General features: G+C 72.7%; 30 protein-coding genes and 1 pseudogene. 18 read left to right on the forward strand and 13 right to left on the reverse strand.

Annotation, left to right across the window (positions count from 1 at the left end; translation table 11 throughout):
* Positions 1-256: 256 nt before the first annotated feature.
* From NV263_RS13130 to NV263_RS13155, 6 genes are all read left to right on the forward strand, one after another.
* Positions 257-667 (forward strand): hypothetical protein, encoded by a 411-nt coding sequence (locus NV263_RS13130; RefSeq protein WP_263253368.1) that lies wholly within the window; start codon positions 257-259, stop codon positions 665-667.
* Complete coding sequence (locus tag NV263_RS13135) at positions 664-2,430, forward strand: WXG100 family type VII secretion target (RefSeq protein WP_263253370.1); 1,767 nt, start codon at positions 664-666, stop codon at positions 2,428-2,430. Before NV263_RS13130 ends, NV263_RS13135 begins: the two co-directional genes overlap by 4 nt.
* Positions 2,414-3,178, forward strand: coding sequence for an ESX secretion-associated protein EspG (locus NV263_RS13140; protein ID WP_263253371.1), 765 nt, complete (start codon positions 2,414-2,416; stop codon positions 3,176-3,178). The genes NV263_RS13135 and NV263_RS13140 overlap by 17 nt, the downstream gene beginning before the upstream one ends.
* A 22-nt stretch (positions 3,179-3,200) precedes the next feature.
* Positions 3,201-3,569: an ESX-1 secretion-associated protein gene (locus NV263_RS13145; RefSeq protein WP_263253373.1), complete on the forward strand. Its 369-nt coding sequence runs from the start codon at positions 3,201-3,203 to the stop codon at positions 3,567-3,569.
* The gene (locus tag NV263_RS13150; RefSeq protein WP_263253374.1) at positions 3,562-4,164 is read left to right on the forward strand and encodes a YbaB/EbfC family nucleoid-associated protein; all 603 of its coding nucleotides are present in this window, start codon (positions 3,562-3,564) and stop codon (positions 4,162-4,164) included. The genes NV263_RS13145 and NV263_RS13150 overlap by 8 nt, the downstream gene beginning before the upstream one ends.
* 433 nt (positions 4,165-4,597) lie before the next feature.
* A complete protein-coding gene (locus tag NV263_RS13155; protein ID WP_263253375.1) occupies positions 4,598-5,119 on the forward strand; it encodes a universal stress protein in 522 nt (173 codons plus the stop codon).
* A 13-nt stretch (positions 5,120-5,132) separates the two neighbouring features.
* Here the strand turns inward: NV263_RS13155 and NV263_RS13160 are convergent, their stop codons facing one another.
* Genes NV263_RS13160 through NV263_RS13190 form a run of 7 tightly spaced genes read right to left on the reverse strand, consistent with a single transcriptional unit; the run spans position 5,133 to position 11,066 of the window.
* Complete coding sequence (locus tag NV263_RS13160; RefSeq protein ID WP_263253377.1) at positions 5,133-5,891, reverse strand: 3,4-dihydroxy-2-butanone-4-phosphate synthase; 759 nt, start codon at positions 5,889-5,891, stop codon at positions 5,133-5,135.
* Positions 5,888-7,372, reverse strand: a complete 1,485-nt coding sequence (locus tag NV263_RS13165) for an aldehyde dehydrogenase (RefSeq protein WP_263253379.1) — start codon at positions 7,370-7,372, stop codon at positions 5,888-5,890. The genes NV263_RS13160 and NV263_RS13165 overlap by 4 nt, the downstream gene beginning before the upstream one ends.
* Positions 7,353-8,105, reverse strand: a complete 753-nt coding sequence (locus NV263_RS13170; RefSeq protein WP_263253381.1) for an alpha/beta fold hydrolase — start codon at positions 8,103-8,105, stop codon at positions 7,353-7,355. The genes NV263_RS13165 and NV263_RS13170 overlap by 20 nt, the downstream gene beginning before the upstream one ends.
* Positions 8,102-8,653 (reverse strand): amino acid synthesis family protein, encoded by a 552-nt coding sequence (locus tag NV263_RS13175; protein WP_263253383.1) that lies wholly within the window; start codon positions 8,651-8,653, stop codon positions 8,102-8,104. The genes NV263_RS13170 and NV263_RS13175 overlap by 4 nt, the downstream gene beginning before the upstream one ends.
* Entirely contained in the window at positions 8,650-9,243 is a 594-nt protein-coding gene (locus NV263_RS13180; RefSeq protein ID WP_263253384.1) for an amino acid synthesis family protein, read from the reverse strand. Before NV263_RS13180 ends, NV263_RS13175 begins: the two co-directional genes overlap by 4 nt.
* A complete protein-coding gene (locus NV263_RS13185) occupies positions 9,243-10,373 on the reverse strand; it encodes an LLM class flavin-dependent oxidoreductase (RefSeq protein ID WP_263253386.1) in 1,131 nt (376 codons plus the stop codon). The genes NV263_RS13180 and NV263_RS13185 overlap by 1 nt, the downstream gene beginning before the upstream one ends.
* A gap of 33 nt (positions 10,374-10,406) precedes the next feature.
* On the reverse strand, positions 10,407-11,066 hold the full coding sequence (locus NV263_RS13190) for a GntR family transcriptional regulator (RefSeq protein ID WP_263253387.1): 660 nt from the start codon (positions 11,064-11,066) through the stop codon (positions 10,407-10,409).
* Positions 11,067-11,268: 202 nt separating this feature from the next.
* On the opposite strand from NV263_RS13190, the gene NV263_RS13195 reads away from it, so the two are divergent.
* From NV263_RS13195 to NV263_RS13210, 4 genes are read left to right on the forward strand one after another with little or no spacing between them, the layout of a single operon-like run.
* Positions 11,269-11,868, forward strand: coding sequence for a hypothetical protein (locus NV263_RS13195; protein WP_263253389.1), 600 nt, complete (start codon positions 11,269-11,271; stop codon positions 11,866-11,868).
* Between the two features lie 27 nt (positions 11,869-11,895).
* Entirely contained in the window at positions 11,896-12,327 is a 432-nt protein-coding gene (locus NV263_RS13200; RefSeq protein WP_263253391.1) for an ester cyclase, read from the forward strand.
* Positions 12,328-12,346: 19 nt separating this feature from the next.
* The gene (locus NV263_RS13205) at positions 12,347-12,850 is read left to right on the forward strand and encodes a flavin reductase family protein (RefSeq protein WP_263253392.1); all 504 of its coding nucleotides are present in this window, start codon (positions 12,347-12,349) and stop codon (positions 12,848-12,850) included.
* A gap of 24 nt (positions 12,851-12,874) precedes the next feature.
* On the forward strand, positions 12,875-14,347 hold the full coding sequence (locus NV263_RS13210) for a purine-cytosine permease family protein (protein ID WP_263253393.1): 1,473 nt from the start codon (positions 12,875-12,877) through the stop codon (positions 14,345-14,347).
* Positions 14,348-14,401: 54 nt separating this feature from the next.
* Here the strand turns inward: NV263_RS13210 and NV263_RS13215 are convergent, their stop codons facing one another.
* Complete coding sequence (locus NV263_RS13215) at positions 14,402-14,695, reverse strand: hypothetical protein (RefSeq protein ID WP_263253395.1); 294 nt, start codon at positions 14,693-14,695, stop codon at positions 14,402-14,404.
* Positions 14,696-15,058: 363 nt separating this feature from the next.
* On the opposite strand from NV263_RS13215, the gene NV263_RS13220 reads away from it, so the two are divergent.
* Positions 15,059-15,868 carry a C1 family peptidase gene (locus NV263_RS13220; protein WP_263253397.1) on the forward strand — a complete coding sequence of 270 codons (810 nt, stop codon included), beginning with the start codon at positions 15,059-15,061 and terminating at the stop codon, positions 15,866-15,868.
* A gap of 50 nt (positions 15,869-15,918) precedes the next feature.
* On the opposite strand, the gene NV263_RS13225 is transcribed toward NV263_RS13220, so the two are convergent.
* Positions 15,919-16,686 carry an SDR family oxidoreductase gene (locus NV263_RS13225; protein WP_263253399.1) on the reverse strand — a complete coding sequence of 256 codons (768 nt, stop codon included), beginning with the start codon at positions 16,684-16,686 and terminating at the stop codon, positions 15,919-15,921.
* 161 nt (positions 16,687-16,847) lie between these two features.
* Here NV263_RS13225 and NV263_RS13230 point away from each other — a divergent pair.
* The 4 genes and pseudogenes from NV263_RS13230 to NV263_RS13245 all read left to right on the forward strand — a co-directional run.
* Positions 16,848-17,078: pseudogene (locus NV263_RS13230) on the forward strand (hypothetical protein); the annotation flags it as partial.
* A gap of 223 nt (positions 17,079-17,301) precedes the next feature.
* On the forward strand, positions 17,302-17,568 hold the full coding sequence (locus NV263_RS13235) for a DUF3040 domain-containing protein (RefSeq protein ID WP_263253402.1): 267 nt from the start codon (positions 17,302-17,304) through the stop codon (positions 17,566-17,568).
* Positions 17,569-17,582: 14 nt separating this feature from the next.
* Entirely contained in the window at positions 17,583-17,852 is a 270-nt protein-coding gene (locus NV263_RS13240) for a DUF1876 domain-containing protein (protein WP_263254179.1), read from the forward strand.
* Positions 17,853-18,035: 183 nt separating this feature from the next.
* On the forward strand, positions 18,036-19,460 hold the full coding sequence (locus tag NV263_RS13245; RefSeq protein ID WP_263248505.1) for an NF041680 family putative transposase: 1,425 nt from the start codon (positions 18,036-18,038) through the stop codon (positions 19,458-19,460).
* 390 nt (positions 19,461-19,850) lie between these two features.
* On the opposite strand, the gene NV263_RS13250 is transcribed toward NV263_RS13245, so the two are convergent.
* On the reverse strand, positions 19,851-20,444 hold the full coding sequence (locus NV263_RS13250; protein WP_263253404.1) for an HdeD family acid-resistance protein: 594 nt from the start codon (positions 20,442-20,444) through the stop codon (positions 19,851-19,853).
* A 268-nt stretch (positions 20,445-20,712) separates the two neighbouring features.
* Between NV263_RS13250 and NV263_RS13255 the strand changes: the two genes are divergently transcribed.
* The 3 genes from NV263_RS13255 (at position 20,713) to NV263_RS13265 (ending at position 23,293) form a co-directional block, all read left to right on the forward strand.
* Positions 20,713-21,324, forward strand: coding sequence for an Rv1733c family protein (locus NV263_RS13255; RefSeq protein WP_263253406.1), 612 nt, complete (start codon positions 20,713-20,715; stop codon positions 21,322-21,324).
* A 78-nt stretch (positions 21,325-21,402) separates the two neighbouring features.
* Positions 21,403-22,290, forward strand: a complete 888-nt coding sequence (locus NV263_RS13260) for a universal stress protein (protein WP_263253408.1) — start codon at positions 21,403-21,405, stop codon at positions 22,288-22,290.
* Between the two features lie 106 nt (positions 22,291-22,396).
* Complete coding sequence (locus NV263_RS13265; RefSeq protein ID WP_263253410.1) at positions 22,397-23,293, forward strand: universal stress protein; 897 nt, start codon at positions 22,397-22,399, stop codon at positions 23,291-23,293.
* A 26-nt stretch (positions 23,294-23,319) separates the two neighbouring features.
* On the opposite strand, the gene NV263_RS13270 is transcribed toward NV263_RS13265, so the two are convergent.
* The 3 genes from NV263_RS13270 to NV263_RS13280 all read right to left on the reverse strand — a co-directional run bounded on the left by NV263_RS13270 (position 23,320) and on the right by NV263_RS13280 (position 26,457).
* Positions 23,320-24,018, reverse strand: coding sequence for a phosphoribosyltransferase (locus NV263_RS13270; protein ID WP_263253412.1), 699 nt, complete (start codon positions 24,016-24,018; stop codon positions 23,320-23,322).
* 84 nt (positions 24,019-24,102) lie between these two features.
* Complete coding sequence (locus NV263_RS13275; protein WP_263253414.1) at positions 24,103-24,804, reverse strand: hypothetical protein; 702 nt, start codon at positions 24,802-24,804, stop codon at positions 24,103-24,105.
* 135 nt (positions 24,805-24,939) lie between these two features.
* Positions 24,940-26,457, reverse strand: a complete 1,518-nt coding sequence (locus tag NV263_RS13280; RefSeq protein WP_263253416.1) for an arylsulfotransferase family protein — start codon at positions 26,455-26,457, stop codon at positions 24,940-24,942.
* Positions 26,458-26,464 lie beyond the last annotated feature (7 nt).

Below are 26,464 nucleotides of genomic sequence, written 5' to 3' on the forward strand. Positions count from 1 at the left end.
CGAACAGGCGCGCGGGGCCGGGGTGTCGCGCGTGTGACCAGGCGGTTTCACCGCGTTCCGGGCACGGGTGCGCTCGACATGCCGATCGTGACGCGCGCCTCGGCGGTGATAGTGTCCCGGGTGACAGTACGTCTTGTGCGTCGTGTCGGACCGCGAGCGTGAGCGTCGTCAGCCGATGAGCCGAGCAGGGTGTTGAGGGGGGCAGATGTCGGAGACCCCGGCCTCATCCTCCGCGTCGCCGCGCGGGGAGGAACACGTGGAGAAGACGCCCGATGACAAGGGCTTCGATCTGGTCCTCGAACCTGGTGCGGGAGAGCGCTTGACGTCGGCGCTGGACGACCAGATTGAGAAGACCGACGAGTGGATGCGGCGCGCCCAGGGCATGGCCGAGCCGATCCCGTTCGGTGCCAACGTGGTCGCCGAGTCGATGGCGTCGAAGTTCCGCGGTCGCGCCGAAGGCGGCCAGCGGTCGCTGACCGACGCGCTCCGCAAGTACCGGGACGCGTTGCGACAGGCCAAGGAAGCCGTGCAGGACGCGATGCGCGACTACGCGCAGACGGATCAGGAACGCGCCGAGTCGTTCCGCCAGGTCGCCCGGGACGGGGGTCTGGACGCGAGCAGCACCGCAGGTCGGGTTCGTCGAGGAGCACCGGGGGCGCCGTCGTGACCGAGCAGGCAGCACGCAGGGAAGCGGTGGTACCGGCACATCCCGGGCAGACCCCGGGGGACCGCGCGCTGGGCGAACCCGTCCAGTGGGCCGCGATGCGGCACAGCGAGTTGTTCCGGGCCGTGCACGAGAACAACGAGCCCGGTCAGGCGCACGCCCGCGGCAGGCAGTGGACCGAACTCGCCGACGAGGTCGAGGAGGCGTCGTCCGCGTTGCAGGACGCGGTGCGCGGCAGCTCGACGGGCTGGCGCGGGCAGGCCGCCGACGCGGCGCGGACCGCGCTGACCGAGCTGGCCCGGCGCGGTGACGAGCTCGCCAAGACGATGCGCGGTGTCGGCCAGAACGTGGGCCGGCAGGCCTCCGTGATGGAGTGGGCGAAGGCGGAGATGCCCGAGCCGAGCAACTTCGACCCGGGCGCCTTCGTGCGGCAGAACTACGTCGGCGGCGATCTGAACGGGCTCGCGGTCATGAACGCGGTCGCCATCGCGATGGCCGCCAAGGACGCCAACTCCAAGCACGACCACGCCGTGCACGTGATGACCGAGATGGAGAAGGCGTCGCGGGAGATCGACGAGAAGACCCCCGCGTTCCAGCCGGACGACATCACCTTCCGCGGCCACCGGGAGGCCCGGTCCGCGCCCCAGGCTTCGCCGGGGGCCGCCGGACCGCACCAACAGGGGCACGAGAAGCCGCAGGACCCCGAGGAGAAGAAGGCGGAACCGGGGAGCGCGCCCGACCCGCAGGCGGGGGCCACCCAGCGCATGACGCCGGTCGGTTCGAACCAGCCCGCCGGGGTGCACGCGATGTCCGCGCCGAGCACCGCTGGCCCGCCGCAGTCGGCACCACCACCGACGCCCGCCGGACCGGCGGCACCACCACCGCTGAACGCGCCGGGGAACGTCCCCGCGGCCGGTTCCGCGCCGACCGGCGGTTCCGGCGGTGCGGCCGAAACCCGGAAGCTCCGGCCGGTCCCGTCCGGTTCGGACAAGCCGAACGCGCCGAAGGCGCCGGACCCGAACGCCGCGACCCACAAGCTCCGCGCGCTCAACTACGAGCCCCCGAAGCCCCAGGCGCGGGGACCGGAGTCGACGGAGCAGAAGACCGGCGGGCCGAACATGCCCGCGTCCACCACGAGCGCGTCGACGCACAACACGCCGGCGACGCCGCCCCGGTTCGTGCCGCCGAGCGGACTTCCGCAGGGCGAGCAGCAGCACGTCAACCAGTTCCAGTCGCCGCAGGGCAACTGGACCCCGTCGTTCCGCGGTGACCTGCCGTCCAGGCCGGACAAGCCGGGCAGCGGGCCGGGAGCCGGCGGGCGGCCGCCCGCCGGTGGCGTGCCGGGCCCGGGTGGGCCCGCCGCCTTCCGCCCGAGCGGTGGCGGTGCGAGCGGCGCGGGCGGTGCCCCGTCGTTGGAAACCCCCGCCGGGAGCCCGAGCGGCGGCTCCGAGAACCGGCTCTCGCCGGGGGGAACGTCGAGCGCGGCGCCGGCCGCGGGCGGTTCGTCCGCCACCGCCGGTGGTGGTGCGCCCGGCGGTGGTGGCAGCAACGCCGGGGCCGCGGGAGCGGCGCCCATGGGCGGCATGGCCGGTGGCGCCGGGGCGCGGCAGGGCGGCGGCGAGGACAAGGAGCACCAGTCCCGCGGGTACCTCAAGGACCAGAACCCGTTCCAGGTCAACGACCGCCCGGCGCCTCCGGTGATCGGTGTGAAGTTCAAGAAGAAGCGACCGACCGGGAAGGACGACGCAGGTGACGCGGACGGCTGATTTCGCCCTGTCGCCGCTGGAGTTCGACGTGCTCTGGTCCGGCGCGGACGCCGGAGCGCCGCCGTTCCCGCTGTCGGCGTCGGTGCACGGCCAGGACGTCGCCGAGTGGGAGCGGATCCGGGAGACGACGCTCGCGGACCTGCGCGGCCGCGCCTCCCACCGCGGCGTCGAGGACCTGCTGCCGCTGCTCGTGGCGCCGCGGCTCGTCGTCGACTCGATCGGCTACGCCGACGGCCCGCTGCGCGCGGTGGCCGCGGGCGGCGCCCACTCCGCCGTGCTCGCGGAGGTGTTCCAGGAGCGCGTCGAGCTGACCGAGATACGCCCGACGGCCCTGGTGGGAGCGGTGGTCGACCACCTGCCGGACGTGGACGCGGCCACCGGTCACTCGATCACCCTCCGGTACCGGGACCTGGCGCGGGCGACGAGCGAGGACGACACCGACGACCCGCTCGGCATCGACGACGAAACGGACGCGCTGGTCCGCGCCGGGGTGTCCGAAGAGGACGCCGAGCGGTTGGTGCGGCTGGCCGAGAACCGGATCCGGGGCGGTCAGCTGGGGGTCAGCGCGCTGGACCGGACCGGGGCGCTGCGCCGGTCCGAGGTGCTGATCAGCTGGTTCGACACGCCGTCCGGTCGGTACATGATGGTGCGCGACGGGGAGTGGGTCAGCATCTCGCCCGCGAGCCGGTCGCGCATCGCCCACCGCGTCAAGGAGGTCCTGGACGCGGAGACGCGGGTGCGGACATGAGCGAGTGCGGGGGAGTGTGATCATGGGTTTCAAAGTCGTCAGTGAGGATCTGAGCGCTCACGCCAGCCACCTGGACGGGCTCGTGGACCGGCTGAAGACGGCCGTGTCGGCGGCGGAGACGGCCAGCATGTCGGACGATTCGTTCGGGCTGCTGTGCGCGTTCCTCCCGTCCGTGATCAATCCGGTGGAGAAGCAGGGCCTGGACGCCCTGCACGCGGCGGTCGACGGGGTCAGCGCCACCGCGGACAACGTGCGCGGTGTGGCGAGGGACTACTCGGAGGTCGACACCGACGGCTCCGACCGCTTCGGGCGGATCCTGCGGGAGCCGACGCCGTCCCTGCCGAAGATGGAGGCCACCGAGCGGACCGCACGGAGGAGCGTCGATGTCTGACGAGCACGTGAGCGCGATCGCCGACGTGACCCGGGATCCCGAGGAGGTGCAGCGCCGGATCGACCAGTGGGCGCAGAGCTTCGCCGACAAGGCCGAGCGCTACCGGTCGGTCCAGGAGAAGACGCAGGAGATCCGGCTGAGCGCGAGCGGCGCGAACGGCGCGGTGCGGGTGACCGTCGGAGCCGACGGCACCGTTCACGACCTGCAGTTCTCCGACAAGATCCGCTCGATGCCGCTGGAGGAGCTGTCCTCCCAGGTGTTGAGCACGATCCGTCGGGCCCAGGGCGGGATCTCCGAGCGGGTGGGCGAGGTGATGGCCGAAACGCTCGGCGACGAGGACGCCGAGACCCGGGCCGTCATGTTGGACAACCTGCGTCGGCAGTTCCCGCCGCAGGACGACGACTCGGACGGGGACGACGACGAGGACGAGGTCCCGCCACAGCAGCCCCAGCCACCCCAGCAGGCGCGACCGCCTCATCCGGCTCAGCCGACCCAGCAGGCGCAGCCCGGGCAGCAGGCCCGGCCGGCGCGGCCGAGCCGGTCCGCGGACGACGACGGCGACACCAACGAGGACGTGGACCTGCTGGCCGAATGATCCGCGCGTGACCGCAGCGGTGTGGACGGGGTCCCGGGGCACGCGCCCCGGGACCCCGTTTTCTGCTGCCGCGCCCCGCTGACCGGGGCCGGTCGGTGCCGGGCCCGCGCGGGCGCACCTCGGCTGACGAGTCCAATGTGGACGAGTGCTGCGAATCCATAGTGGACAGATGAACCACAGGTAACGCGCGTGCCGATCGAAACTGGCTTCGTGAGGCCCCATGTCGACTCGTTGTTGTCCAATGTGGACAAGATCGGGCGTTACTGAGAGTCATGTCACTCCGATTCGTGGGCGTGGCGCGTCGGAGCCGTGTACCATGGAATACGGAACGCGCGAGTGATAACGCGGTGGCCGTGAGTTGTGCGATGAGGCGTGTCTGAGGGCCGCTGTGCGGGTGCGCGCGGAGTTGGTTTCCGATCAGCAGGAGGCGCCGGTGGCGGACACGAGACCGATCGTCGTGGGAGTTCACGGTTCTGAGCGCAGTGCCGCGGCACTGCGGTGGGCCGCACGCGAAGCCGAGGCGCGGCAGGTCGGACTGCGCGTCGTCATGGCATGGCAGTCCCGCGCGGGTCTCGCTGGCCCCGGCCCCTTCGTGACGCACGCGCCCCAGTCGCCCCGCTTCGTCCGGTTGACGCACCGGATGCGGCTGGTCCGCATGGTGCGCGAGTGCGTCGGTGAGGCGTCCTCGGTCGACATCAGCGTCGAGCTCGTCGAGGGCAAGCCGGTGGACGTGCTCGTCCAGGAGTCGGCAGGCGCGCACATGCTCGTCCTGGGCAGGCCGGCGTCCCGCCGGGGCATCCGGGGGCTGCTCGGCAGCACCGTGTCGGCGTGCGTGGACCGGGCGCACTGCCCGGTGGTCGTCGCGCCAGACGCCGCCGAGGGCGAGGTGGACGGCCGCGAAGCCGTCGAACCCGCCGAGCCGATGTGCGCGGCGCAGGGCGCGTGCGCCGAGTGAGCAGCCGCCGCGGTCAGGTGGTCGCCGACGAACCGCGGCGCAGCCGGGGGGAGCGGACCCCGAGGTCACGCAGGACCTGCGCGACCCTGACGTCGTCGGGCGGTGCCGCCGCGGTGTCGTGGAGCGCGCCGCACCGCGGCTGCCCGCGCAGGTAGACCAGGACGCCGCGGCCCTCCTCGACGACCGCGGCGAGCCCGGACCGCAGGTGTGCGCCGCAGCCGCAGCCCAGGGACGCGGGCAGGGCGCCTGCCGGGCACTCCGGGTGGATCACCACCAGCACGTCCTCGCCGTCGCCGAGTTCGCCGTGGACCAGCGCCAGGTGCTCGGCTCCGCCGCGCACCTCCCGGTAGCCGATCGCGCGGAACTCGCCCTCCCGCAGGGGCAGGCGAGCCTCGGCGGCGCGTTCGACCTGCGGCTCCGCGTGCCGCCGGTACCGGACCACCTCGTCGACCGACACCAGGGCGAGGTCGTGGCGGGCGGCGAACAGGACGAGTTCGCCCGCGGGGACCAGATCGCCGTCGTCCCCGACGATCTCGGCGAGCGCGGCGACCGGCGGCAGGTCCAGCCGTTCCAGGTCGGCGGCGGACATCGCGGCGCGGAGCACGCCGCTGGTGTGCCGGACCAGGAACGCGACCCCTTCCGGCGTCGCGGTGCGGGCGGCCAGCACCAGGTGTCCCGCGTCGCCACCGGCCAGCACGACCGGACGGCCCCGGGCGAGGTCGGCACCGGCCTGCTCGACGGACCCGGAGCGCGGTGCGGCGGTGACCGTCATGACCGCAGCACGAACGGGTCAGCGGCGGGTTCTTCGCTGGTGTTGACCCACACGCTCTTCAACCGGGTGTACTCGCGGAGCACCTCGGTGCCGTGCTCCACGCCCAGCCCGCTGTTCTTGAACCCGGAGCGCGGCGACATCGGCGACATCGACCGGTAGGTGTTGATCCAGACGGTCCCGGCCTCCAGCGCGGAGGCCATCCGGTGCGCGCGGGCGAGGTCGCGGGTCCAGACCCCGGCGGCGAGGCCGTAGCCGGAGTCGTTGGCCAGTCCCACCACCTCCTCTTCGGTGTCGAAGGGCATGATGGTCACGACCGGGCCGAAGATCTCCTCCTGGCAGATCCGCATCGAGTTGTCGGTGTCGACGAACACCGTGGGCTGGAAGAAGAAACCGCCGAGGTCGAGGTCCGGTCGGGTGCCGCCGTGGGCGATCCGCCCGCCTTCCTCGGTTCCCAGCCGCACGTACCGCTCGATCTTGGCCAGCTGGTCGGCCAGCGCGACCGGGCCCAGCTCGGTGTCGTCCCGCAGCGGGTCGCCGATGCGGATCCTGCTCGCCCGGTCGACGACCCGTTCCACGATCTCGTCGTAGACGCCGCGCTGCGCGAACACCCGGCTGCCCGCGACGCAGGTCTGCCCGGCGGCGGCGAAGATCCCCGCGACGACGCCCATCGCCGCGTTCGCCGTGTCCGCGTCGTCGAACACGATGTTCGGGGACTTCCCGCCGAGTTCCAGGGTGGTGGGGACGAACCGCGAGCCGCTCGCCGAGGCGATGCGGGAGCCGGTCGTCGTGCTGCCGGTGAAGCTCACCTTGGCGACCAGCGGGTGGTCGACCAGCGGGGCACCGGCTTCGTCGCCGAAGCCGGTGACGACGTTGACGACGCCGGGCGGGAAACCGGCCTCGGCGAACAGCGGCACCAGCTCCAGCAGGGACGCCGAGGTGTGCTCGGAGGGTTTGATCACCACGGTGTTCCCGGCGGCCAGCGCCGGGGCGATCTTGGTGGTGGTCAGCAGCAGCGGCGAGTTCCACGGGGTGATGGCGCCGACGACGCCGAGCGGTTCGCGCTGGGTGTAGTTGAGCACCGCCCGGTCGGCGGCCGGGATCACCTCGCCGTGGATCTTGTCCGCGCAGCCCGCGAAGTAGTGGTAGTACTCCGGCAGGCTCGCCAGCTGACCGCGCATCTCCCGGAGGAGCTTGCCGTTGTCCAGCGTCTCGGCGCGGGCGAGTTCCTCGGCGTGCTCGCCGATCAGCTCGCCCACCCGCCGCAGCAGCCGCCCGCGCGCGGTCTGCGGGAGGTCGCGCCACGACGGGGATTCGAACGCGCGCCGGGCCGCGGTCACGGCGCGGTCCACATCGGACCGCGTGCCGCGGGCGGCGGAGTAGAACGCGGCGCCGGTGGTGGGGTTGGTGCTGTCGAAGTACCGGCCGTCCGCGGGCGGGACCCACTCGCCGCCGATGTAGTGGTCAAAGCGCGGGTTGTTCACTGCGGGACTCCTCGATGTGGGTCGACAGGTGCTCGGTGAGGACGTCGGGGCGTTCCAGCGGCAGCAGGTGGCGGGCGCCCGGGACGACCACGGCGCGGCCGCGCGGGAGCGCCGCGGCCAGCGCCCGGGTCATCTCCGGTGTGGAGCCGGTGTCCTCGCCGCCGGTGATGCACAGGGTGGGGGCGGTGATCGCGCCGAGTCGGGGCCACAGCTCGGCGTCGGCGGTGGCGAAGACCCGGTAGCAGGCCAGGTACGAGTCCCGGTCGTTGGCCAGCAGGGTCGCCAGCAGCTGCTCGGCCAGCTCCGGTTCCTCCCGCCGCCACCGCGGCGACATCCAGCGCTGCACGGCCGCGCGGGCCGACGCGGCGAAGTCGTGTTCGGCGGTGCGCAGCCGCTCGCGCACCGCGGCCGCCTGCTCGGGGGAGCGGTTGGCCACCGAGCTGACCAGCGACAACGTCGCCACCCGGGCGGGGTGGTCGAGGGCGATCCGCTGGGCGACGAGCGCGCCCAGCGAGAAGCCGACCAGGTGCGCCGGCCCCGGGATCCGCGCCGCGACGCGCTCGGCCAGCCCGGCCAGGGACTCCTCCCCGCGCACCGGCGGGGCGTTCCCGTGTCCCGGCAGGTCCAGCGCGCGCACCCGGTGGTGCCGTCCGAGACGGCAGCGCGCCCACATCCGGGAATCCAGGCCCACTCCGTGCAGCAGGACGACCTCGGGCCGCTCCGGGCCGCTCACCGCTCGCTCGCCAGCGGGGCCAGCCGGGCCTGCGGACGCCCCTGCGCGGCCGCGGCCAGTCCGATCACGATCTCGTCCGCGCGCGGTGCGTCGGGCACCCGGACCTCGACGGTCTGGTGGTGCGAGCGGATCGTGGCGTCGGTGACGTGCTTGAGCGGGATGTCGAAGACCGTGCCCGCCGGTGCCCGCTTCTCCACGGCGGGCAGCAGCGTCGTGGCCTCGGCGACCTTGCGGAAGTGGTCGCCGAACTTCAGGGTGTGGATCAGCGCCGAGCCGTGCTCGATCTCGCCGTCCAGGCCCACGATCGCGGCCTTGCCGTACGCCTCGATGGGCCGCTCCAGCGCCTCGGCGACCCGGGGTGCCAGCAGCTCGCCGAGCCGCGGTGCGACCTCGTCGATGAGCGGTGCCAGGTCCTCGACGAAACCGGCGCCCGCCCAGGGGTTCTCGATGACGGCGAGGACCACGGCGGTGCGCGCCACCGGGTCCACGGGGCGTCCGCCCTCGGCGTGCAGGTCCTCGACGTTCGTGACGATCTTGCGGAGGTTCATGCCTGCGGCTCCAGGTCGGTGAGGGAAACGGCGGGGTCGGTGGTGCGGTCCCCGATGCGCGCGTTCGGGCGGGGACCGTCGGTCGCCGCGGCGACCACGACGATCTCGTCCGCGCGGGGTGCGCCGGGGATCCGCACCGGGACGGTCTGGTAGTGCGAGCGGGTGGCGTTGGCCGTCTTGTGCCACACCGGCACGGCCAGCGCGGTGCCGGCCGGTCCGCGGTCGTCGGAGAAGGCGATGATCGACGTCCCGCCGACCAGTTCGCGGAAGATGTTGCCGAAGTAGGGCGTGTGGATCAGCGCCGCCCCGTGCTCGCCCTCCCCGTCCAGGCCGACGATCGCGGCCTTGCCGAACGAGGCGAGGCGGTGCGCGCCGCCGAGGGCGGCGAGCAGCCTGCCGGTGAGCTCGTGGGCGAGCGCGGTCGCGGTCGGCGCGGCGTCGGACACCAGGTCGGCCACCACACCGCGACCGGACCACGGGTTGGCGATCACCGCGGCCGCCGCGGCCCGCCGCACGGGGTGGTCCACCGGGTGGCCGAGTTCGGCGCGCACGTCCTCGGTGACGGTGAACGTCCTGCGGATCGGCGTCATCACGGCTGCCCGGCGAACTGGGGCATGACCTTCTCGGCGAACAGCTCCAGGCTGCGCATCGCGTTGCGGTGCTCCAGACCCGGGTGCGTCGTCCACAGCAGCAGGTGCTCCAGGTTCAACTCGTCGCGCAGTTCCTGGATCTTGCCCGCCACGTGGTCCGGGGTGCCGACGAGCAGGTTGCGCTCGGCGAGGAAGTCGTAGGACAGCCGGTGGTCGTCGGTGAGCTGTTCACCGGCCTCCATCAGGTTGCCCAGCCCGCGCCAGTGGGTGATCCACCGGTAGGAGGTCATCACCGCCTCCTCGAACTCGGCGCGGGCCCGTTCCATGGTGTCGGCGACGTAGACGTCGCGGACCAGGCCGATGCCCTCGCCCAGCGCGTGTTCGCGGCCGGTGGCCTCGGTGGCGGCCCGGCGGTACAGCTCGAACCGGTCCTTGAGCGCGGACACCGGCGGCAGCCAGAACAGGCCCTGGATCCCGGCCCGCGCGGCGCTCTCGATGGAGCGGGGGCTGTCGATCACCTGCCACAGCGGCGGGTGCGGTCGCTGGTAGGAGCGCGGGGTGACGGCGAGCTTGGTGATGACGCCGTCCTCGGTGTAGTCCGGAGTCGCCGGGGACAGCGGGTGGTTCCACTGCACACCGGGCGCCGGGAACCGGTGGAACCGGCCGTCGTGGGAGAAGAACTCCCCGCTCCACGCCTTGCGCATGACGTCGAGGGTTTCCTCGAACAGCGCCCGGTTCTGCTCCTGGTCGCGGGGATCGGCCAGCGGGTTGAGGTTCATCGCCTCGCGTCCGTACAGCCCGCGGCCCACGCCGACCTCGACCCGGCCGCCGGAGAGCTGGTCGAGCAGGGCGATGTCCTCGGCCAGCCGCAGCGGGTGCCAGAAGGTGATGATGTTGGCGGCCTGCCCGATGCGGATCCGCGAGGTGTGCGCGGCGATGTCGGTGCCCATCAGCACCGGGTTCGGCGTCAGTTCGATGCCCTCGTGCCCGAAGTGGTGCTCGGTGTACCACGTCGACCAGAACCCGGCCTGGTCGGCGGCCACCGCGAACTCCCGGGCCTCGCGCATCACCTCGTGGTACTCGTCGAGCCTGCCCGGGGCCCCGAGGTTGTGGAAGACGGAAAAGCGCATGGGGATTCCTCCTCGCGCCGCGCCGAGCGGCGGTCATTCCTCCTGCTGTTCGGTCATCGCCTCGCGTTCGCTGGACCGGACGTGGTCGCGCATCGCCGCCTCCGCCCCGAAGCCGTCCTTGTCGACGATCCGGTCCAGCACCCGCCGGTGTTCGTCCAGCGACGCCGCCAGCCGGCCCGGGTGCCGCAGCGTCGTGACGACGATGCGGTGGTAGGCGAGCTGGTTCATCAGGCTGCTGTAGTGCGCCGCCAGGCGGTGGTTGTCGGCGCCCTGGACGATCAGGCCGTGGAACTCGTGCACCAGCTGCGCGTACCGCTCCATGTCACCGGCCTGCACCGCGGCTTCGGAGTCGGCCAGATTCGCTTGCAGCAGCTCGGTTTCCGCGACGCGGCCCCGCTGGGCGAGCAGCTGCGCGCCCAGCCCTTCCAGCACCGACTTGAGCTGGAACAGCTCGACGACCTCGCGGCGGGACGGCTGCCGGACGAACGTGCCGACCCGGGGCACGACCTCGACCAGTCCCTCGGACTGCAACTGCTGCAGGGCTTCCCGGATCGGTGTCCGGCTGGTGCCGTACGCCTCGGCGAGGGCGCCCTCCGACAGGGAGGTCCCCGGGGGGTGCTCACCGCGCACGATCGCGTCCCGCAGCTGGTCCAGAACCCTGGCACGTGCCCCGCGGCCCCGCGGCGCTGCCATGCCAGTGGCGTACAAGCTCGCCTCTTGCATGGCAGGGAAGCTAAGAGTGTCGACGGGTGAGTGTCAAGAAACAGCGGAGTTGATCTGCGAATACGGTCTCCGTGGGCGAATGCGTTGACATCCCCGCTGTTCCGCTCGTACCGTCCCCTGCCATGCAAGACGTCGTGACGGGGGTCTCAGCCCGCGGTGCGGGGCCGGTCCGATGACCGCCCGCACCGGACCCGACGGCCGGGGAGGTCCGGCCCCGGGCGACGTCGCGCGGGCCGCGGAGCTGCTCGCCGAGAACATCGGTCTGCTCACCGGTCACGTCCCGCTGGCGGACAGGGCGCTGCCCGGTCGCAGCCACGTGCACCGGGTCGCGCTGTGCTGGTCCGACGGCTCCGGGACTGCGCAGGTCTGCCTGCAGGCGCTCTCCGCCGGGCCGGCGCGGGCCGCGGAGCCGGGCTGGTCGCAGGCCGAAGCGCGCGGCATCGCCGAATCGCTCGACCTGCGCCTGCGCGAGGAGGCCGAGGAGTTCGGGAGTTTCCGGCAGTGGCGGCGCGCCGCCGCCCCGGCCTACCACCTGCTGCTGGTCGACGACGCCGCGGAACCCGTCGCGGGCCCCGCGCTCGACCACCGGTGCGCGGCGCTGCAAGCCACCTACCTCGACGGTGCCGGCTGGCTGCGGTTCCACGCAGGCAGGCAGTTCGCCGAGGGCAGTTTCACCCGCCTCATCCAGCGGGTCGCGCACGACGTGCGCAGCCGGCTCGGTGCGCGCACCGAGCCCCGCCCGCCCGCCGCACCGAGCGGCGGGCTGTGCTGACCACCGCCCGTGGAGGGAGGAACCTCGATGCCCGTCCAAGAAGAAGCCCGGCGCGCACGCCTGCGCGTGGCCTGGGAGGCCGTCTGGGACCGCGGTGAGGTCGCCGCGCTCGACGACCTGCTGGCGCCCGACTACGTGCGCCGTTCCCACTCGGCGAGCACCGCGCAGAACCGCGAGGAGTTCGCGGCGTCCGTGCTCGCGGTGCGCGACGCCTTCCCCGACCTGCGCACCAGCATCGACGACATGCTCGTCGACGGCGACCGGGTCGCGGTGCGCTGGCACAGCCTCGGCACGCACACCGGCGAGTTCCTCGGCGTGCCGCCCACCGGCCGGCCCGTCCGCGTCTCCGGCGCCACCTTCAGCCGCTTCGACGGGGACCGGATCGTCGAGGAATGGGTGACCTGGGACCCCAGGCAACTGCTGTCCGCGCTGGGGATCATCCCGCTCACCGTCGACTGACCGAACAGGAGGACATCCCGTGGCAACGCCCACCGCCGTGCACCCCGAGGACGTCCGCGAGGTCCACCGCCGCTTCGTCACCGGCGTCACGCTGGTGACCGTCGACGACGGCGGCACCCCGCGCGGTCTGGCCGTCAACGCCTTCTCCAGCATCTCGCTGGAACCACCGCTGGTGATGGTCTGCGTGCAGCGGACCTCGTCGACCTATCCCGCGCTGTTGCGCTCCGAGCACTTCGCGGTGAACATCCTGGCCGCCGACCAGGTCGGCGTCGCCGGTGTCTTCGCCAGCAAGGCACCGGACAAGTTCGCCTCGATCGACTGGTCGCGCGGCCCGAACGGCGCGCCGCTGATCGGCGGCTGCTGCGCCGCGATCGAGGTGCGCAACCGGGAACGGCTGCAGGCCAGCACGCACACCGTGTTCATCGGGCGCGTGGTGCACGCGCAGCACAGCGACGCGCCACCGCTGATCTACCGCTCCGGCGCCTTCTTCGACCCGGCGCGGCTGACCCCGCTCCACCCCTGACAGCACAGCCCCACGGAGGTCACCATGAGCGCCGAGCCACCCTCGACCGGCGAGCCGGTCTACGGCGGCGCCGTCACGAAGGTCGAGCCCTTCGGGGTCGACCACATCCCGGACGGCGAACGGCACGGCAAGCCGGCTTCGCAGTTCTTCGTCTGGTTCGCCGCCAACCTCAACTTCCCCATCATGCTGCTGGGTTTCAGCGCCACGACGCTCGGACTGGGATTCGGGGCCGCCGTGACCGCGATCGGAACCGGCGCGCTGGTGGGCGCCTTGCTGATGGCCGTGATGTCGCGGATGGGGGTGCGGCTGGGCGTGCCCCAGCAGATCCAGGCCCGCGGCCCGCTGGGCTTCTTCGGCAACTTCATCCCGGTCGCCTACATCAACGTCTTCGCCGGTATCGGCTGGGCCGCCGTCACGGTCATCCTGGGCACCAAGGCGCTGACCGAACTGGTGCCCGTCCCGTTCTGGCTGGGCGCGCTGGTGCTGACCGCGGTCCAGTTGGTCGTGGCCGTCTACGGCTACAACATGATCCACTTCTTGGAGCGGGTGCTGGCGATCGTGCTGCTGGTGCTGTTCGCGGTGACCACCGCGGTCGCCATCACCCGGGGAGCCGGGGTGTTCGACGCCCGCCCGGCCGCCCCCGGCTACATCGGGCCGGTCGGCGGTTGGATCACCCTGGCCGGGCTGTTCTTCTCGTTCCTGGTCGCCTGGGCGCCGTTCGCTTCCGACTACTCCCGCTACCTGCCCGACTCGCGCCGCAACACCCGGCTCACCGCGGTGTTCACCGGCCTCGGCAACTTCGTCACCGTCTTCTGGCTCGGCGTGGTCGGCGCCCTGGTGGCGGGCAGCACCAGCACCTCCGACTCCATCGCGGCGCTGCACCAGCTCACCGGCCCGTTCGCGGCGCCCGCCCTGCTGGCCGTGACGATTTCGGCGCTGTCGCAGAACTTCCTCAACGTCTACGGCGGAGCCATCTCGGTGCAGACGCTGCGCATCCCGGTCAACCGCAAGCAGGCCGTCACCATCATCTGCGCGCTCGCCTACGCCATCAGCCTGTGGGGCGCCACCGGCACCGAAGCCAAGTTCGAGGTGTTCCTGAACCTGACGGCGTACTTCATCACGCCGTTCGCCGCGGTGCTGCTGCTGGACTACCACCTGGGCAAGCGTTCCGACCGGCGGCGCATCAACGAGCTGTACGACCGGAACCGGGTGCTCGAATGGGGATTCCTGGCCTGGGGAGCGGGAGTGCTGTGCTCGGTGCCGTTCTGGCACTCCGCCGCCTACACCGGGGCGTTCGCGACGGCGCACCCCGAGTGGGGCAACATCGCCTACTACGTCGGTGCGGCGGCCGCCGCGCTGGTCTACCTGGCGACCTACCGGCTCCCGCCGCTGTGGCCGCTGCTCACGCGACGGCCCGCCCGCGAGGACGAATCCGGCGAGCACCCAGCTCGCCCGGCGGGCATCGGTACCGACACCGGCACGTCCCCGGACCGCTGATCCCGGGCGGGAAGCGCTTGCCGCACAAGCGGTTTCGGCGCACCCGGGGACGGGTTACCGGAGCGCGATCAGCAGCGTCACCACGATGACGAGGAGCACCACGCCGCCGATCACCCACGGGGACGGTGCGCCGGTCCGCCCGCGACCGGCTCCGGAGCTCGTGCGGAACGTGGGCGGGATGAACGTCCCGCCGTCGTGGTGGTGATGAGTACCGCCGTGGTGGTGGCCGTGGTGACCACCGAATCCGCCGCCGTGATGTCCGCCGTGATGTCCGCCGAAACCGCCGCCGTGGCCGCCCCCGTGCATCGCGTCCTCCTCGTCGCCCTCGATCGCGCCGGCGCCGACCACGGTACGCGATCAGCCGGACCGCGTGGGGCACAACAGCGACCACGACCGCTCGGACCGCGGGCCGGTGCCGGGTCCGGTCGCCGGGCGGCGCGCCCGCTACCGAGGCGAAAGGCTCTGGTGACGAGCTCGGCCGCGGCGCACGGTGGCCGTCCGGGGGCTGTGGGCTGCTTGTTTCGCGGTGATCGGTCAATGCAGATCAGCAACGTCCAACCGATCGCGGCCGTTCCGGACCGGGCGAACGTGATGATCCTCGGCTGCGGCGAACCGGCGGGGGTTCCGGGGCGGGACGTCGGCGGCCCAACGCCTTCGAGGTCTGCTGGACGACCCTGCCCATCCAGCACTCCGTTCGTCGAGGAGGACGACATGGAACCACCGCAACCCCGGAAGATCGCCGGTTACGGCTGGTCACCGGACCTGCCGGACGCCCGCGACTTCCTCTACGCGGCGCCCCGCGTCGCGGTCACGAGCCTGCCGCCGAGCGTCGACCTGCGCACCGGCTTCCCCGCCCCCTACGACCAGGGGCAGATCGGCAGCTGCACCGCGAACGCGATCGCCGGCGCCTACCAGTTCGACCTGGAGAAGGAGCACGCGCAGGACTTCATGCCCTCGCGGCTGTTCATCTACTACAACGAGCGCGCGCTGGAGGGGCACGTGTCCTTCGATTCGGGTGCGCAGATCCGCGACGGCATCAAGAGCGTGGCGAAGCAGGGCGTGTGCACCGAACAGGAATGGCCCTACGACGCCACCCCGGCGCAGCCGGACGGCATGTTCCCGCCGGGCGCGAAGGAAGCCCAGCAGCCGCCTCCCGGTTGCTACAAGGACGCCCTCCAGCACCGGGCCTCCGCCTACCTGCGGGTGGCGCAGGACCTCGACCAGCTGCGCGGCTGCCTCGCCGTCGGCTACCCGTTCGTGTTCGGGTTCACGGTGTACGAGAGCTTCGAGAGCCCGGAGGTCGCGCGGACCGGTGTGGCGCCGATGCCGACGGCGGGGGAGAACGTGCTGGGCGGGCACGCCGTGGTCGCCGTCGGCTACGACGACGCGCAGCAGCGCTTCACCTGCCGGAACTCCTGGGGTGCGGACTGGGGGCAGCAGGGTTACTTCACGATGCCGTACGCGTACCTGACCGAGAACGCGTTGTCCTCGGACTTCTGGACCGTGCGCTTCGTGACCTGATCGCCGGAGTCGCCGCCACCGACCAGCGGTGGCGGCGACCGCTTCCGGGCTCAGACGGTCTGTTCCGTCGGCCGCACCAGGATCTCGTTGATCGCAGTGTGGCGCGGGCGGGTCACCATGAACACGACGGCGTCGGCGATGTCGCTCGGTTGGAGCACGCCGTATCCGGTGGGATTCGTCGCGTCGGGCGCGCCTTCGCGGCCGCTGGTGGTCAGCTCGGTGGCCACGACGCCGGGTTCCACCAGCCCGGCGCGCACGTGCTGCCCGGCGAGCTCCTGGCGGAGCGCTTCGGAGAAGGCGCCGACGGCGTGCTTGGTGGCGGCGTAGACGTTGCTGGTCGAACGGGGCACCCGGCGTCCGGCGACCGAACTGATGGTGACCAGGTCGGCGACGCCGCGGTCGTGGGTGGCGGCGGCTCGGGCCAGGTGTGGCAGCGCCGCGTGGGTCACGTTGAGGACCCCGTTCAGGTTGACGTCGACCATGGCGTGCCAGTCGGTCAGCTCGGCTTCGAGCGCGGGGCTCCAGGTACCGCTCCCCGCGTTGTTGACCAGGACGTCGATGCCGCCGCAGTCGCGGACCGCGGTGTCGATCGCGGCGCGGACCGCGTCGGCGTCGGTGACGTCGGCTTCGTACGACCGGGCCCGGCCGCCGTCCCGCGCGTTGATCGCGTCGGCGAGCTGGGTCAGCCTGTCGCGGCGCCGCGCGAGGAGGACGACCGCGGCGCCTTCGGCGGCGAGCGCTTCCGCGACCGCGGCACCGATGCCGCTGGACGCGCCGGTGACGACGGCTGTGGTGTTGTTCAGCACGGTGTTGCCCATCTTTCGTACTGGCGTCGCTCGGATCGAGCGATGTCGGTCGGGACGGGAACCGCGGCGGCAGCCGGGGCCGCGCGACTCCCCGGCGAGTATGGCCCACCGGGGCTCCGCGAAGTCGGGAGAGCGGCTCGTGGTGGGGCGCCGCACGGATCCCGTCGTCCACTGTGGACAAATCCGCTGCGGGAGGCGTTCGTCGTGGGCCGGCGCGGCGATCGGATCCGTCCACGATTCCGGGCAGCGCACCGCGACCGCACCGAGCTCGGCACCGGCGCCAGCGCCACGAGGACGTCGTCGAGCAGGTGCTCGCCGCGGTCGACCGGGTCTTCGACGTGGGCGGTGCGTCGATCGTCGGCCGCGAACCGGGACTCGACCGGCACTGGCGCAACGCGCGCACCCTCGCGGTGCACGACCCGGTGCTGCGGAGGCGCGGGGCCATCACCGGCGCCGACCCGATCCGCCGCAGGACTCCGGGCGCGGTGCCCAGCCGACGCCCGTCCGGAGCGGCGGGGTCCACCGGCCCGGTCGACGACCAGCGTGGGCCGATGGGCCCTGTCCGGTCCGGCCCCGTCGCGGGGATTCTTCGTCCGAGCGGCACATGCCCGTCGGACGGGGGTTGCGATGCTTCGACGACACGAGAAACGGCTTCTCGACGAGATGGAGCGGCGACTGCGGGCCGACGACCCGGAGTTCGCGGACCGGATGACCCGCGTGCGGCCGGTCGCGTGGCTGCTCGCCAGGATGTCGCCGCCCAGGTGGATCGCGCTCGTCGCGGGCGCGCTCGCGGTGCTGTGCCTGGTGCTGCACGAGGGCGCGGCCTTCGTCGCGGCGGCGGCGCTCGCCGCGGCGCTGCTGGTGTTCGGCGACTGGACGGTTCGGACCGAATGACGGGGGAAGCACCCATGAGCGCCACGGAACGTTGGTCGGTCGAGATCGACATCACCGAGGACGAGGACCGCACGCACGCGGCCGCGCGGCTGCGCACGCGGGACGCGACGGGCCTGCGGGGCAGCGGAACGGCCAAGCGCGCGCCGGAGGACGCCAACGTCCCCGAGGTCGGCGCCGAACTGGCCGCGGCGCGGGCGCTGTTCGACCTGGCCAAGCACCTGCTGAAAGCGGCCAGCATCGACGTCGAGCAGCTCACCGGGCGCCCGGCGCACCTGCACAGCTGAGAGCCTGCCTTCGAGCCCGTTGTGGGTGGCGGTGCCGGTGGCGGAACCTCAGCTTGTTCTTTAACGTCGGGGGTTGGTGGTGGACCCGGTTGGTCATGGATGAAGCCCTTGGTTGATCATGCGTCTTGCTACAGAACGGTGATCATTCCAAGGGCTTCAGTGGTGAGTGTGCATGATCCCGAGATGGCTGCGGCGCTCGGGCGGTTGTCGGGGTTCCGGAACGAGTTTCATCGGTGCTTGTCCAGCCGGGCGGATGGGTTGTTCGAGTTGACCGATGCGGTGCTGTGCGCGGATGGGCCGGTGCGGTCGCTGGTGGAGTTATCGCTGGCCAGTGAGCATCGACGGGGGCACGGTGCTCTGTATGCCGCCCTGAATCGGGGGCGGGTGGAGGTGAGCAGGCTCCGGCGTGCCCTGGCCGGGTTACCTCTGCCGCGGGCGGCCGATGGCCGGTTGGTGCTGGCGGTGGATATCACCAGCTGGCTGCGCCCGGACGCGCCGACCTCGCCGCAGCGGATCATGTGCCATACCTACGGGCGCGGCAAGGGTCAGCACATCATGATTCCCGGGTGGCCGTATTCGGTGATCTGCGCGCTGGAGACCGGCCGTCATTCCTGGACCGCGCCGCTGGATGCCGTGCGGCTGGCCCCCTGCGACGAGGCCGCCGAGGTCACCGCGACCCAGCTGCGCCAGGTCGTCACCGACCTGATCGCCGCCGGGCAACAGACGCCGGATGATCCCGACATCCTGGTGGTGACCGACGCCGGGTATGACGCGCCCCGGCTTGCGTTTCTGCTGGCCGACCTGCCGGTCGTGGTGCTGGGTCGGATGCGTTCGGACCGGGTCCTGCGCCGAGCGGCCCCGCCTCGAACCCCCGGCGCATACGGCCGCCCACCACGCCATGGCGGCGAGTTCGTCTTCGGTGACCCGGCCACCTGGGGTGATCCGGACGTCACCACCAGCACCGACACCCGCCTCTACGGACCGGCCACCGCGCGGTCATGGAACCGGCTGCACCCACGATTGACCCACCGCAGTGCCTGGGCCGCGCAGGCAGGCCGGTTACCGATCATCGAGGGCACCGTGATCCGACTGGAGGTCGATCGACTACCGTCCGGGGCGATTCCCACACCCGTATGGCTCTGGTGTTCCTCAGTGGATCTTTCCGGGTCCGATGTGGACCACCTATGGCATGCGTTCCTGAGGCGATTCGACATCGAGCACACCTTCCGCCTGCTCAAGCAAACACTCGGGTGGACATGCCCGAAACTCCGCACCCCGGAAGCCGCCGACCGCTGGACATGGCTCATCCTCGCCGGCTACACCCAACTACGACTGGCCCGCTCACTGGCCGCCGACCTGCGCCGTCCCTGGGAAAAACCCGCCGAACCCGACCGGCTCACCCCGGCCCGCGTCCGCCGAGGATTTCGGCACCTCCGCAAACACACCGGCACCCCCGCCCGAGTACCAAAACCCTCCCGACCAGGACCAGGACGCCCCGCGGGCCGAACCAACCGCCACCCCACGCCCCGCCACAACGTGCACACCGCCACCACACACAAGACAAAACGACCAAAAACAGGCACCAAACGCCCCCGCCGCACAGGTTAAAGAACAAGCTCAGAGCCTGTCTTCGAACTCGTTTTGCGAGGCGGCGCCGGTAGCGGAACCTCAGCGGCCGTCTCGGCTCCGGGAGCCCCTCCTGATGTATGCCCAATACACGGCGGAGGGGCTGTCCTCGCGAGACGACCGCTGAGAACCCGCGGCGGTGCCGGTTGCGAGACCGCTCACCGAAAGAGAAAGCGGCTACCGCCGCTTGCCACGCGGGTTCCGGACCAAGTTCAAAGACAGGCACTCAGCGGCCGTCTCGGCTCCGGGAGCCCCGACTCATGTATGCCCAAATACACAGCGTCGGGGCTGTCCTCGCGAGCCGACCGCTGAGAACCCGCGGCGGTGCCAGTGGCGAGACCACTCACCGAAAGAGAATGAGCCCAGGCCGGTTCACGCGTGCGCCGGACCCGCTTGCGGTGGCGTGCGCACCTCCGCGGTCGTGCGCGGCCGCAGCTGGATCGCCCGGCCCGCGGCGAGCGCTCCGTAGACCAGCAACCAGATGCCCAGCAGGTAGGTCATCGTCAGCAGTCCGATCCCCGGGTACACCAGCAGCGCGATGCCGGCGAGGACGCTCAGCACGCCGGAGGTGATCGCCCAGCCGCGGGAGGGCGTGCTGCGGTCGGCCACCGAGTGGACGGTTTCGACGAGCCCGCTGATCAGCCAGTACGACCCCAACACGAGCGGGAAGACCAGCGCGGCCGCGACGGGGGACCGCAGCACGATGACACCCGCGAGGACCGCCAGCACGGCCAGCACGATCCGCGCGGCCGTGCCGTCGCGCGCGATCAGCGCTTGCGCCAACCAGTAGATGCCGCCGATGAGCAGCTGGACGCCGAAGACGATCGAGAGGACGAGGACGGTGGGGCCGGGCGACACCAGGGCCGCCACTCCGGCGAGCACCGTGAGGATTCCGAAGGCGAGCAACCATCCCCAGGACCCGGCGATCCGGTCCGCGGATGTTTCCGTTCGTTGCGCGTGGGACATGAGGACTCCCGTTGCCGTGTGCTCCGATGCCCACCAGCCTTCCCGGTGGGAACGGCTTTCCCCCAGAGACGAACGGCCCGACCGCCCACGTGCGGTCACTCGGACACCGGGAGACGACACGGGCCGCACCGCGCCGCGGAGCGGTCCCCCGCCCGCGGCGGGAATCCGGCCGGGCGCGACCCGGCCACCGGCAGGTGACGAAGTGCTCTGACGACCCGCGACGCCCAGCGGCGACCATGGGACCGAACGACTTGATCGGGGGCTGAGCATGGCACGTGCCCCGCGGTTCACCGGCGTCCGCTGGTTGGTCGAGGCACTGCGCCCGCGGAGCAATCCGCTGCGGCGCCGCCTCGACCGGGTGGCCGCCTCGCTGACGGCGTTGTTCCTCGTGATCGCGGTGTTCGGCGTGCCGGGGGCGTGGTGGCTCGGCACCGACGTCCACGCGCGAGCGGAGACGACCGCGGCCGCCGTGGCCGCCCGCGGGCACTGGGTGCAGGCCCAGGTCGCCACGCCGCCGGAGCTGCGCACGTCCGGTTCGGGGCCGGAGGTCCAGGCCGTCACGTGGTGGGCGCGCGCGGCGTGGACCGGAGCCGACGGGCGTCCGCACGCCGGCGACGTCCAGGTCGACCGGCGGATCCAGGTCGGCGGACCGCTGCGGGTCTGGGTGAGCGCGGCCGAGCAGGTGGCGTCACCACCGGACAGCGAGGCGAAGATGGTCACGGCCGCGGCCGGCGTCGCCGCGCTCGCGCTGGGCGGCCTGCTCATCACCTGCGCCCTGCTCATCGTCGTCACGCGGGCCGTCGCGAGTGCGTTGGCCGAGCGGGCCTGGCAACGCGAGTGGGAGATCGTCGAGCCCCGGTGGAACCGGTCCGACCACTGATCCGGTCCCGCCCGGAGGGCGGAAGGACCTGGCGCGTTCGCGCGCGGGCACATCGTGGCAGCGGGGTGGGGGATTCCGATGGTCGAGTCGGGACGCAGGGAGGTCCTCGTCGGGGTGGACCTGTCGGACTCGTCGCGCCGGGCGGTCCGGTGGGCCGCGCTGGAGGCGGCCGGCCGTCGCCGGCCGCTGCGGCTGGTGCACGTGCTGACCTGGCCGGAGGACGAGGACGTGCAGAAGCGGCTGCCGGAGCGCAACGAGGTGGTGCAACCACTCCGGGAGGAGCTGCGGTCCGAACTCGACATGGCGACCGAGGTCGTCCGCGACCTCGCGCCCGACGTCGAGGTGCGCAGCGACCTGCCGCTCGGCGACCCGGCGGAGGTGCTCGCGGACCTGGCGGAGCGGGCCGAACTCCTCGTGCTGGGCGGACCGCGGACCGCCGACGGCTTCGGCGTGGTCGGGGCGACCTCGGCGGAGGTCCTGGCGCGCCGCGCCGGTGGTCCGGTGGTCGTCGTGCGCGGTTCTGGTGATCAGCGGTCCGGGGGACCGGTCGTGGTGGGGGTCGACGGCTCGCGGACCAGCGAACGCGCGATCGGCTTCGGCTACGACTTCGCCTCCCGGCACGACCTCGAACTCGTCGCCGTGCACGCGTGGAGCGACCTGCCGCTCGATCCCTTCCGCCGCGTCCGGAGCTGGGAGCTGCCCTGGAGCGAAGTGCGCGGTGCGGCCGAGGAAGTGCTCGCCGAGTCCGTCGCCGGGTGGAAGGAGCACTACCCGGACGTGTCGGTGCGCCGCGCGGTCACGCCGGAAAAACCCGTGCACGCCCTGCTGCGCGAGGCCGAGCAGGCGAGCCTGGTCGTGGTCGGCAGTCACGGCCGGGGCCGCGTCAAGCGCGCCGTGCTCGGCTCGGTCAGCCACGCGGTGGTGAACCGCGCTCCGCGCCCGGTCGCGGTGCTCCCCGCCGGATGACCGGCGGATCGATCGTCCGAAGTGGACCGCGCCGCGGCCCGGGAGGGCCCGATGGCCCTGCTGCGGAGCCGGACGTCGGTGGAACGTGGGTGGCAGGAGGTGCTCGATGGCTGCGAACGACGCGGTGACGGCGCACGACGACCCGCCCGTGGTGGTCGGGATCGACGGTTCCCCGTCGGCGCTCGACGCGACGCGCTGGGCGGCGGAGGAAGCGGGCCGGTGCGGGACCTGGTTGCGCATCGTGTTCTGCGACGTGTTCGGTCTGGCGTACCTGCCGGATCTGCCCTCCGTGCGGATCCCGGAGGGCTACTCGCAGGCGATGGCGGAGCAGGCGGAGACGTGGCTGCACCGCGCCAAGGAGGTGGCCCTCGCTGCGGCGCCGGAGGTGCGCGCCCGCACCTTCATCCGCGTGGGCGGCCCGTTGCCCGCGCTGGTCGAGGAGTTGCGGCACGCCAGGCTGACCGTGGTCGGCAGCCGCGGCCTCGGCGGGTTCGCGGGACTCGTGGTGGGCTCGGTGGCCATGGGCCTGGCCGCGCACGGGCACGGTTCCGCCGCGGTGATCCGGACGCCCGTGGACGCCTCGGCCGAAGGCCCGGTCGTCGTGGGTGTGGGAGCCCAGCCCGACGAGGTGGCGCTGCGCGCGGCCTACGAGGCCGCCGCGTCCCGGGGGGCTCCGCTGGAGGTCGTGCACGCCTGGCGCGCGGCCATGTCCGAGCGCGGGCTGCGCGCGTGGCGTTCGCAGGCCGGTGCCGAGGCCGTCCAGCGGGCGGAGGACGAGGCGTTGGCCGAGGTGGTGGCCGGGTGGGCGGACAAGTACCCGGACGTCGAGGTGCGGCGCGTGGTGATCCACGGTCGGGCGGCGACCGCCCTGGTGGAACGCGCGACCCGGGGCCGGTTGCTGGTCGTGGGCGCCCGCCGCAGCCGCCTGGGGATGCTGGGGCTGGGGTCCACCAGCAGGCAACTGGTGCACGAGGCCCCGTGCCCGCTGCTGCTGGCGCGCTGAGCGTTCGGCTTCGGGATCGTCGTGCCTCATCCGGTGCGCGGTGCGGGCGTCGCCCCGAGGAGGGCGGCGACGTCGGCGTCGCGGACCTCGTCGAAGTCGCGGTACCACTCGCCGATGCTCGGCAACGCCAGGGGAGTCTCCAGGCACACGATCTCGTCGACGACCTCGGCGAGGCGCCGCAACGCTTCCGGCGGGGCGACCGGGAGGGCCAGCACGACCCGCGACGCGCCCTGCTCCCGCGCCACCCGGCAGGCCGCGTGGGTGCTGGTGCCGGTCGCCGCACCGTCGTCGACGACGGTGGCCGTCCGCCCGGCCACGTCGACCCGCGAGCGGGCCGCGCGGAGCCGAGCGGCCTGCTCGGCGAGCTCGGCGCGCGCCCGCTCCTCCGCCGCGGCGAGGTCCCGTTCGCCGACCCCCGTTCGGAAGACCACCTCGTCGTCGATGATGCGGACGTCGGCCTCCGCGACCGCACCCAGCCCGAGTTCGGGATGGTCCGGCACCCGGAGCCGGCGCACCACGATCACGTCCAGCGGAGCGTCGAGCGCCTCCGCGACCCGGCGCGCGACCGGCACCCCACCCCTGGGTACGCCGAGCACCACCGCGTCCGCGGTGCGGTACCCGGCCAGCCGTCCGGCCAGGCGGCGCCCGGCCTCGTCCCGATCCCCGAACGGCATGCTGCTGCCCTCCCCGTGCTCGTTGCTGCCCCGCAGGAGGACTACCCGCATCCGGACGGCGGGCTCACGTCGTGTCGATGCCGTCCAGCAGCAGCTCGTCCGCGCTGGAATCGGCGGGGCCGCGGCGGCCGGTGTTCACGCGGGGCCGGGGGCGCGTTCGCGTCCCGTGGTGACCATCGGCAGGTGTTCGCGGACCAGGAACACGCTCATGGTCAGCATCCACAGGCCGGTCAGGACGCTGGGCACGTAACCCGCGACGGCGCCACCGGTGGCCAGGGCACCGCCGAGCACGACGGTGATCGCGCCGAGCACGGCGATGACGGCGACGACACCGGAGAACCAGGCGGTCCACTGCGGGAACACGTCGGTGCGGGCGATGCAGGCCGCGCAGGCCGCCAGGGGCAGCGCGACCGCCATGCCGGTCAGCGTGGCCACGATGCCCAGGGCGGTGTAGGGGGCGGCGGCGAGCCCGAGCAGCACCGGGTGGTTGGTCAGCGCGTAGGCCATGCCGCCGAGCGCCGCCGTGCCGAGGAAGGCGATGGTGCCGGTCAGCACGAACCCGGCGAGCACCACGGCCGGTCCGTCGCTGTTCGGCATCGCCAGGCGGAACGCGGTCGCCATCGTCGACCCGAACCACACGAACAGCGCGGCCGCGGCGAGGTACAGCAGCACGGCGGCCATGACGGTGGTCCGCCAGGACACCAGGAAGGCCGAGATCGTGTCCGCGGAATCGGCGATCCGCGGTGCGCCGCGGAGCAGGATTCCGGCGATGAGCACCAGGACCAGCGAGCCGATCCCGGCGAGCCCGCCCCATCGCATTTCGTGTTTTTCGGCCATGACTGCCTCCCCGGATCGTGCCGGCCGGTCGGTTCCCAGCGTCGGTGCTGCCGGGACCGCTGTCAGCTGGCCGAAAGTCCTCGAAGGCGCCACCCGCGCCGGGTTCCGGCGGTGCGGCCGGAACCCGGCGCGGGGTCAGCCCACCCGAGCGGTGGGAGACGTGCCGAGCACCGCGCCGGAGGCGTCCAGGGCCTGCACGGCGACGAACGCCTGCGCCCCGGGGATGTCCACGCGGGTCTCGAACCCGGTGCGGTCCGCGTCCCGGACCGGCGCCAGGTGCTGCTCGTCCGGTCCGGCCAGCACCCGCCACTTCGCCACCTCGGTGGCGCCGTTCCAACTCGCGTACACGCTGGTGCCCCCGTTGCCGGGCTGCCCGACGACCGCGGGGGCGTCGAGCGGTCGGCCGACCCAGGCCGCCCGGTACGCGCGGTAGGAGGTGATGGGTTCGGTGAACCTGCCGTGGAACAGGACCTCGTCGCGCGGGCCGAACTCGGTGAAGTACGGCTTGCCGCCCCAGCCGACGAACAGGTGCCGGTCGCCGAGCACCTGGTTGTTGCCCTGGTTCGGGGAGAGCAGCCGCTCGGGGCTGTCGGTGCTGCGGACCACGTTCGCCGTGCGGGCGCCGTCGTCCACGACCAGCGCCAGCGCGCGGGAGCGCCCCCGGCCGGGGGCCGCGTCGGCGTTGTCGAACACGGTGATGGTGCCGTCGGGCTGCCTGCGCACGTCGTGCTGCCAGGCGAACGCCGCGTCGCTGCCCATCGCGAAGTCGCTCTTCCTGCCGTTGAGCCGCCAGGTCACCTCGCCCGTGGACCGGTCGATCCGGTACACGGTGTGGGTGCAGCGCGCCGAGACCAGCAGCGCGCCGTCCCCGTCCTCGCACACCGCGTTGAGGTGGATGTAGTCGAACCACTGCTCCGGGTCGGTCGGCGCGGGCAGGAACGACTCGTCGAGGCCGACGTGCTGGAGGCTGCGCCACTCGAACAGCACGTCGCCGCGGGCGATGTCGATCTCCTGCACGACGCCTTCCAGCACCTTGGCATTGGGCGCCCCACCGACCGGCGTCGTGTCGACCCGCACCTCGGCGTAGCCGACCAGAAGCGCCGTGCCGCGCGGGGTGATCACGAACTCGTGCATGTCCGCCTGCAAGCCGTTGCCCGCCTGCACGGTCGCGATGCGGCGGTAGTTCTGGTCGACGATCGCGTACTGGCCGTAACCGAAGCCGGGCGGTACCCGGACCGTGCCCTCCCACCAGGTCAGCACCGGCTTGTCCTGGTAGCGCTGCACTTCGAGGTTGGCTATCACGCCCTGCGGCGCCGGGGAGAACCACACCGGCTCGCCGGTGTCGTCCATGAGCAGGGCGCCGGGCTGCACCGAACCACGCGGGGCGGGCGCGTGCTCGTCGAACACGTTCGCGGGCGCGGGGGTCAGCGCGATGTGGCCGGGTGCGGTGCCCCGCGGGGGAGTGGTGATCTCCACCAGCGGCGGGTGCAGGTCGGGTCGCGTCAGGTAGCTGCGGCCGCCCTGGGGCGCCTGGGGCGCGGCGGAGGCCGGTGCACCGCCGGTGGCGGTCAGCAGGGGAGCCGCGGAGGCCGCGGCCAGCATCCGCAGCACCGCCCGGCGGCCGATCGCGGGCGGAGTGGGGTCGGTGCTCATCGGGGCT

It is taken from the genome of Saccharopolyspora rosea (assembly GCF_025643595.1).
GTDB classification, from domain to species: Bacteria; Actinomycetota; Actinomycetes; order Mycobacteriales; family Pseudonocardiaceae; genus Saccharopolyspora; species Saccharopolyspora rosea.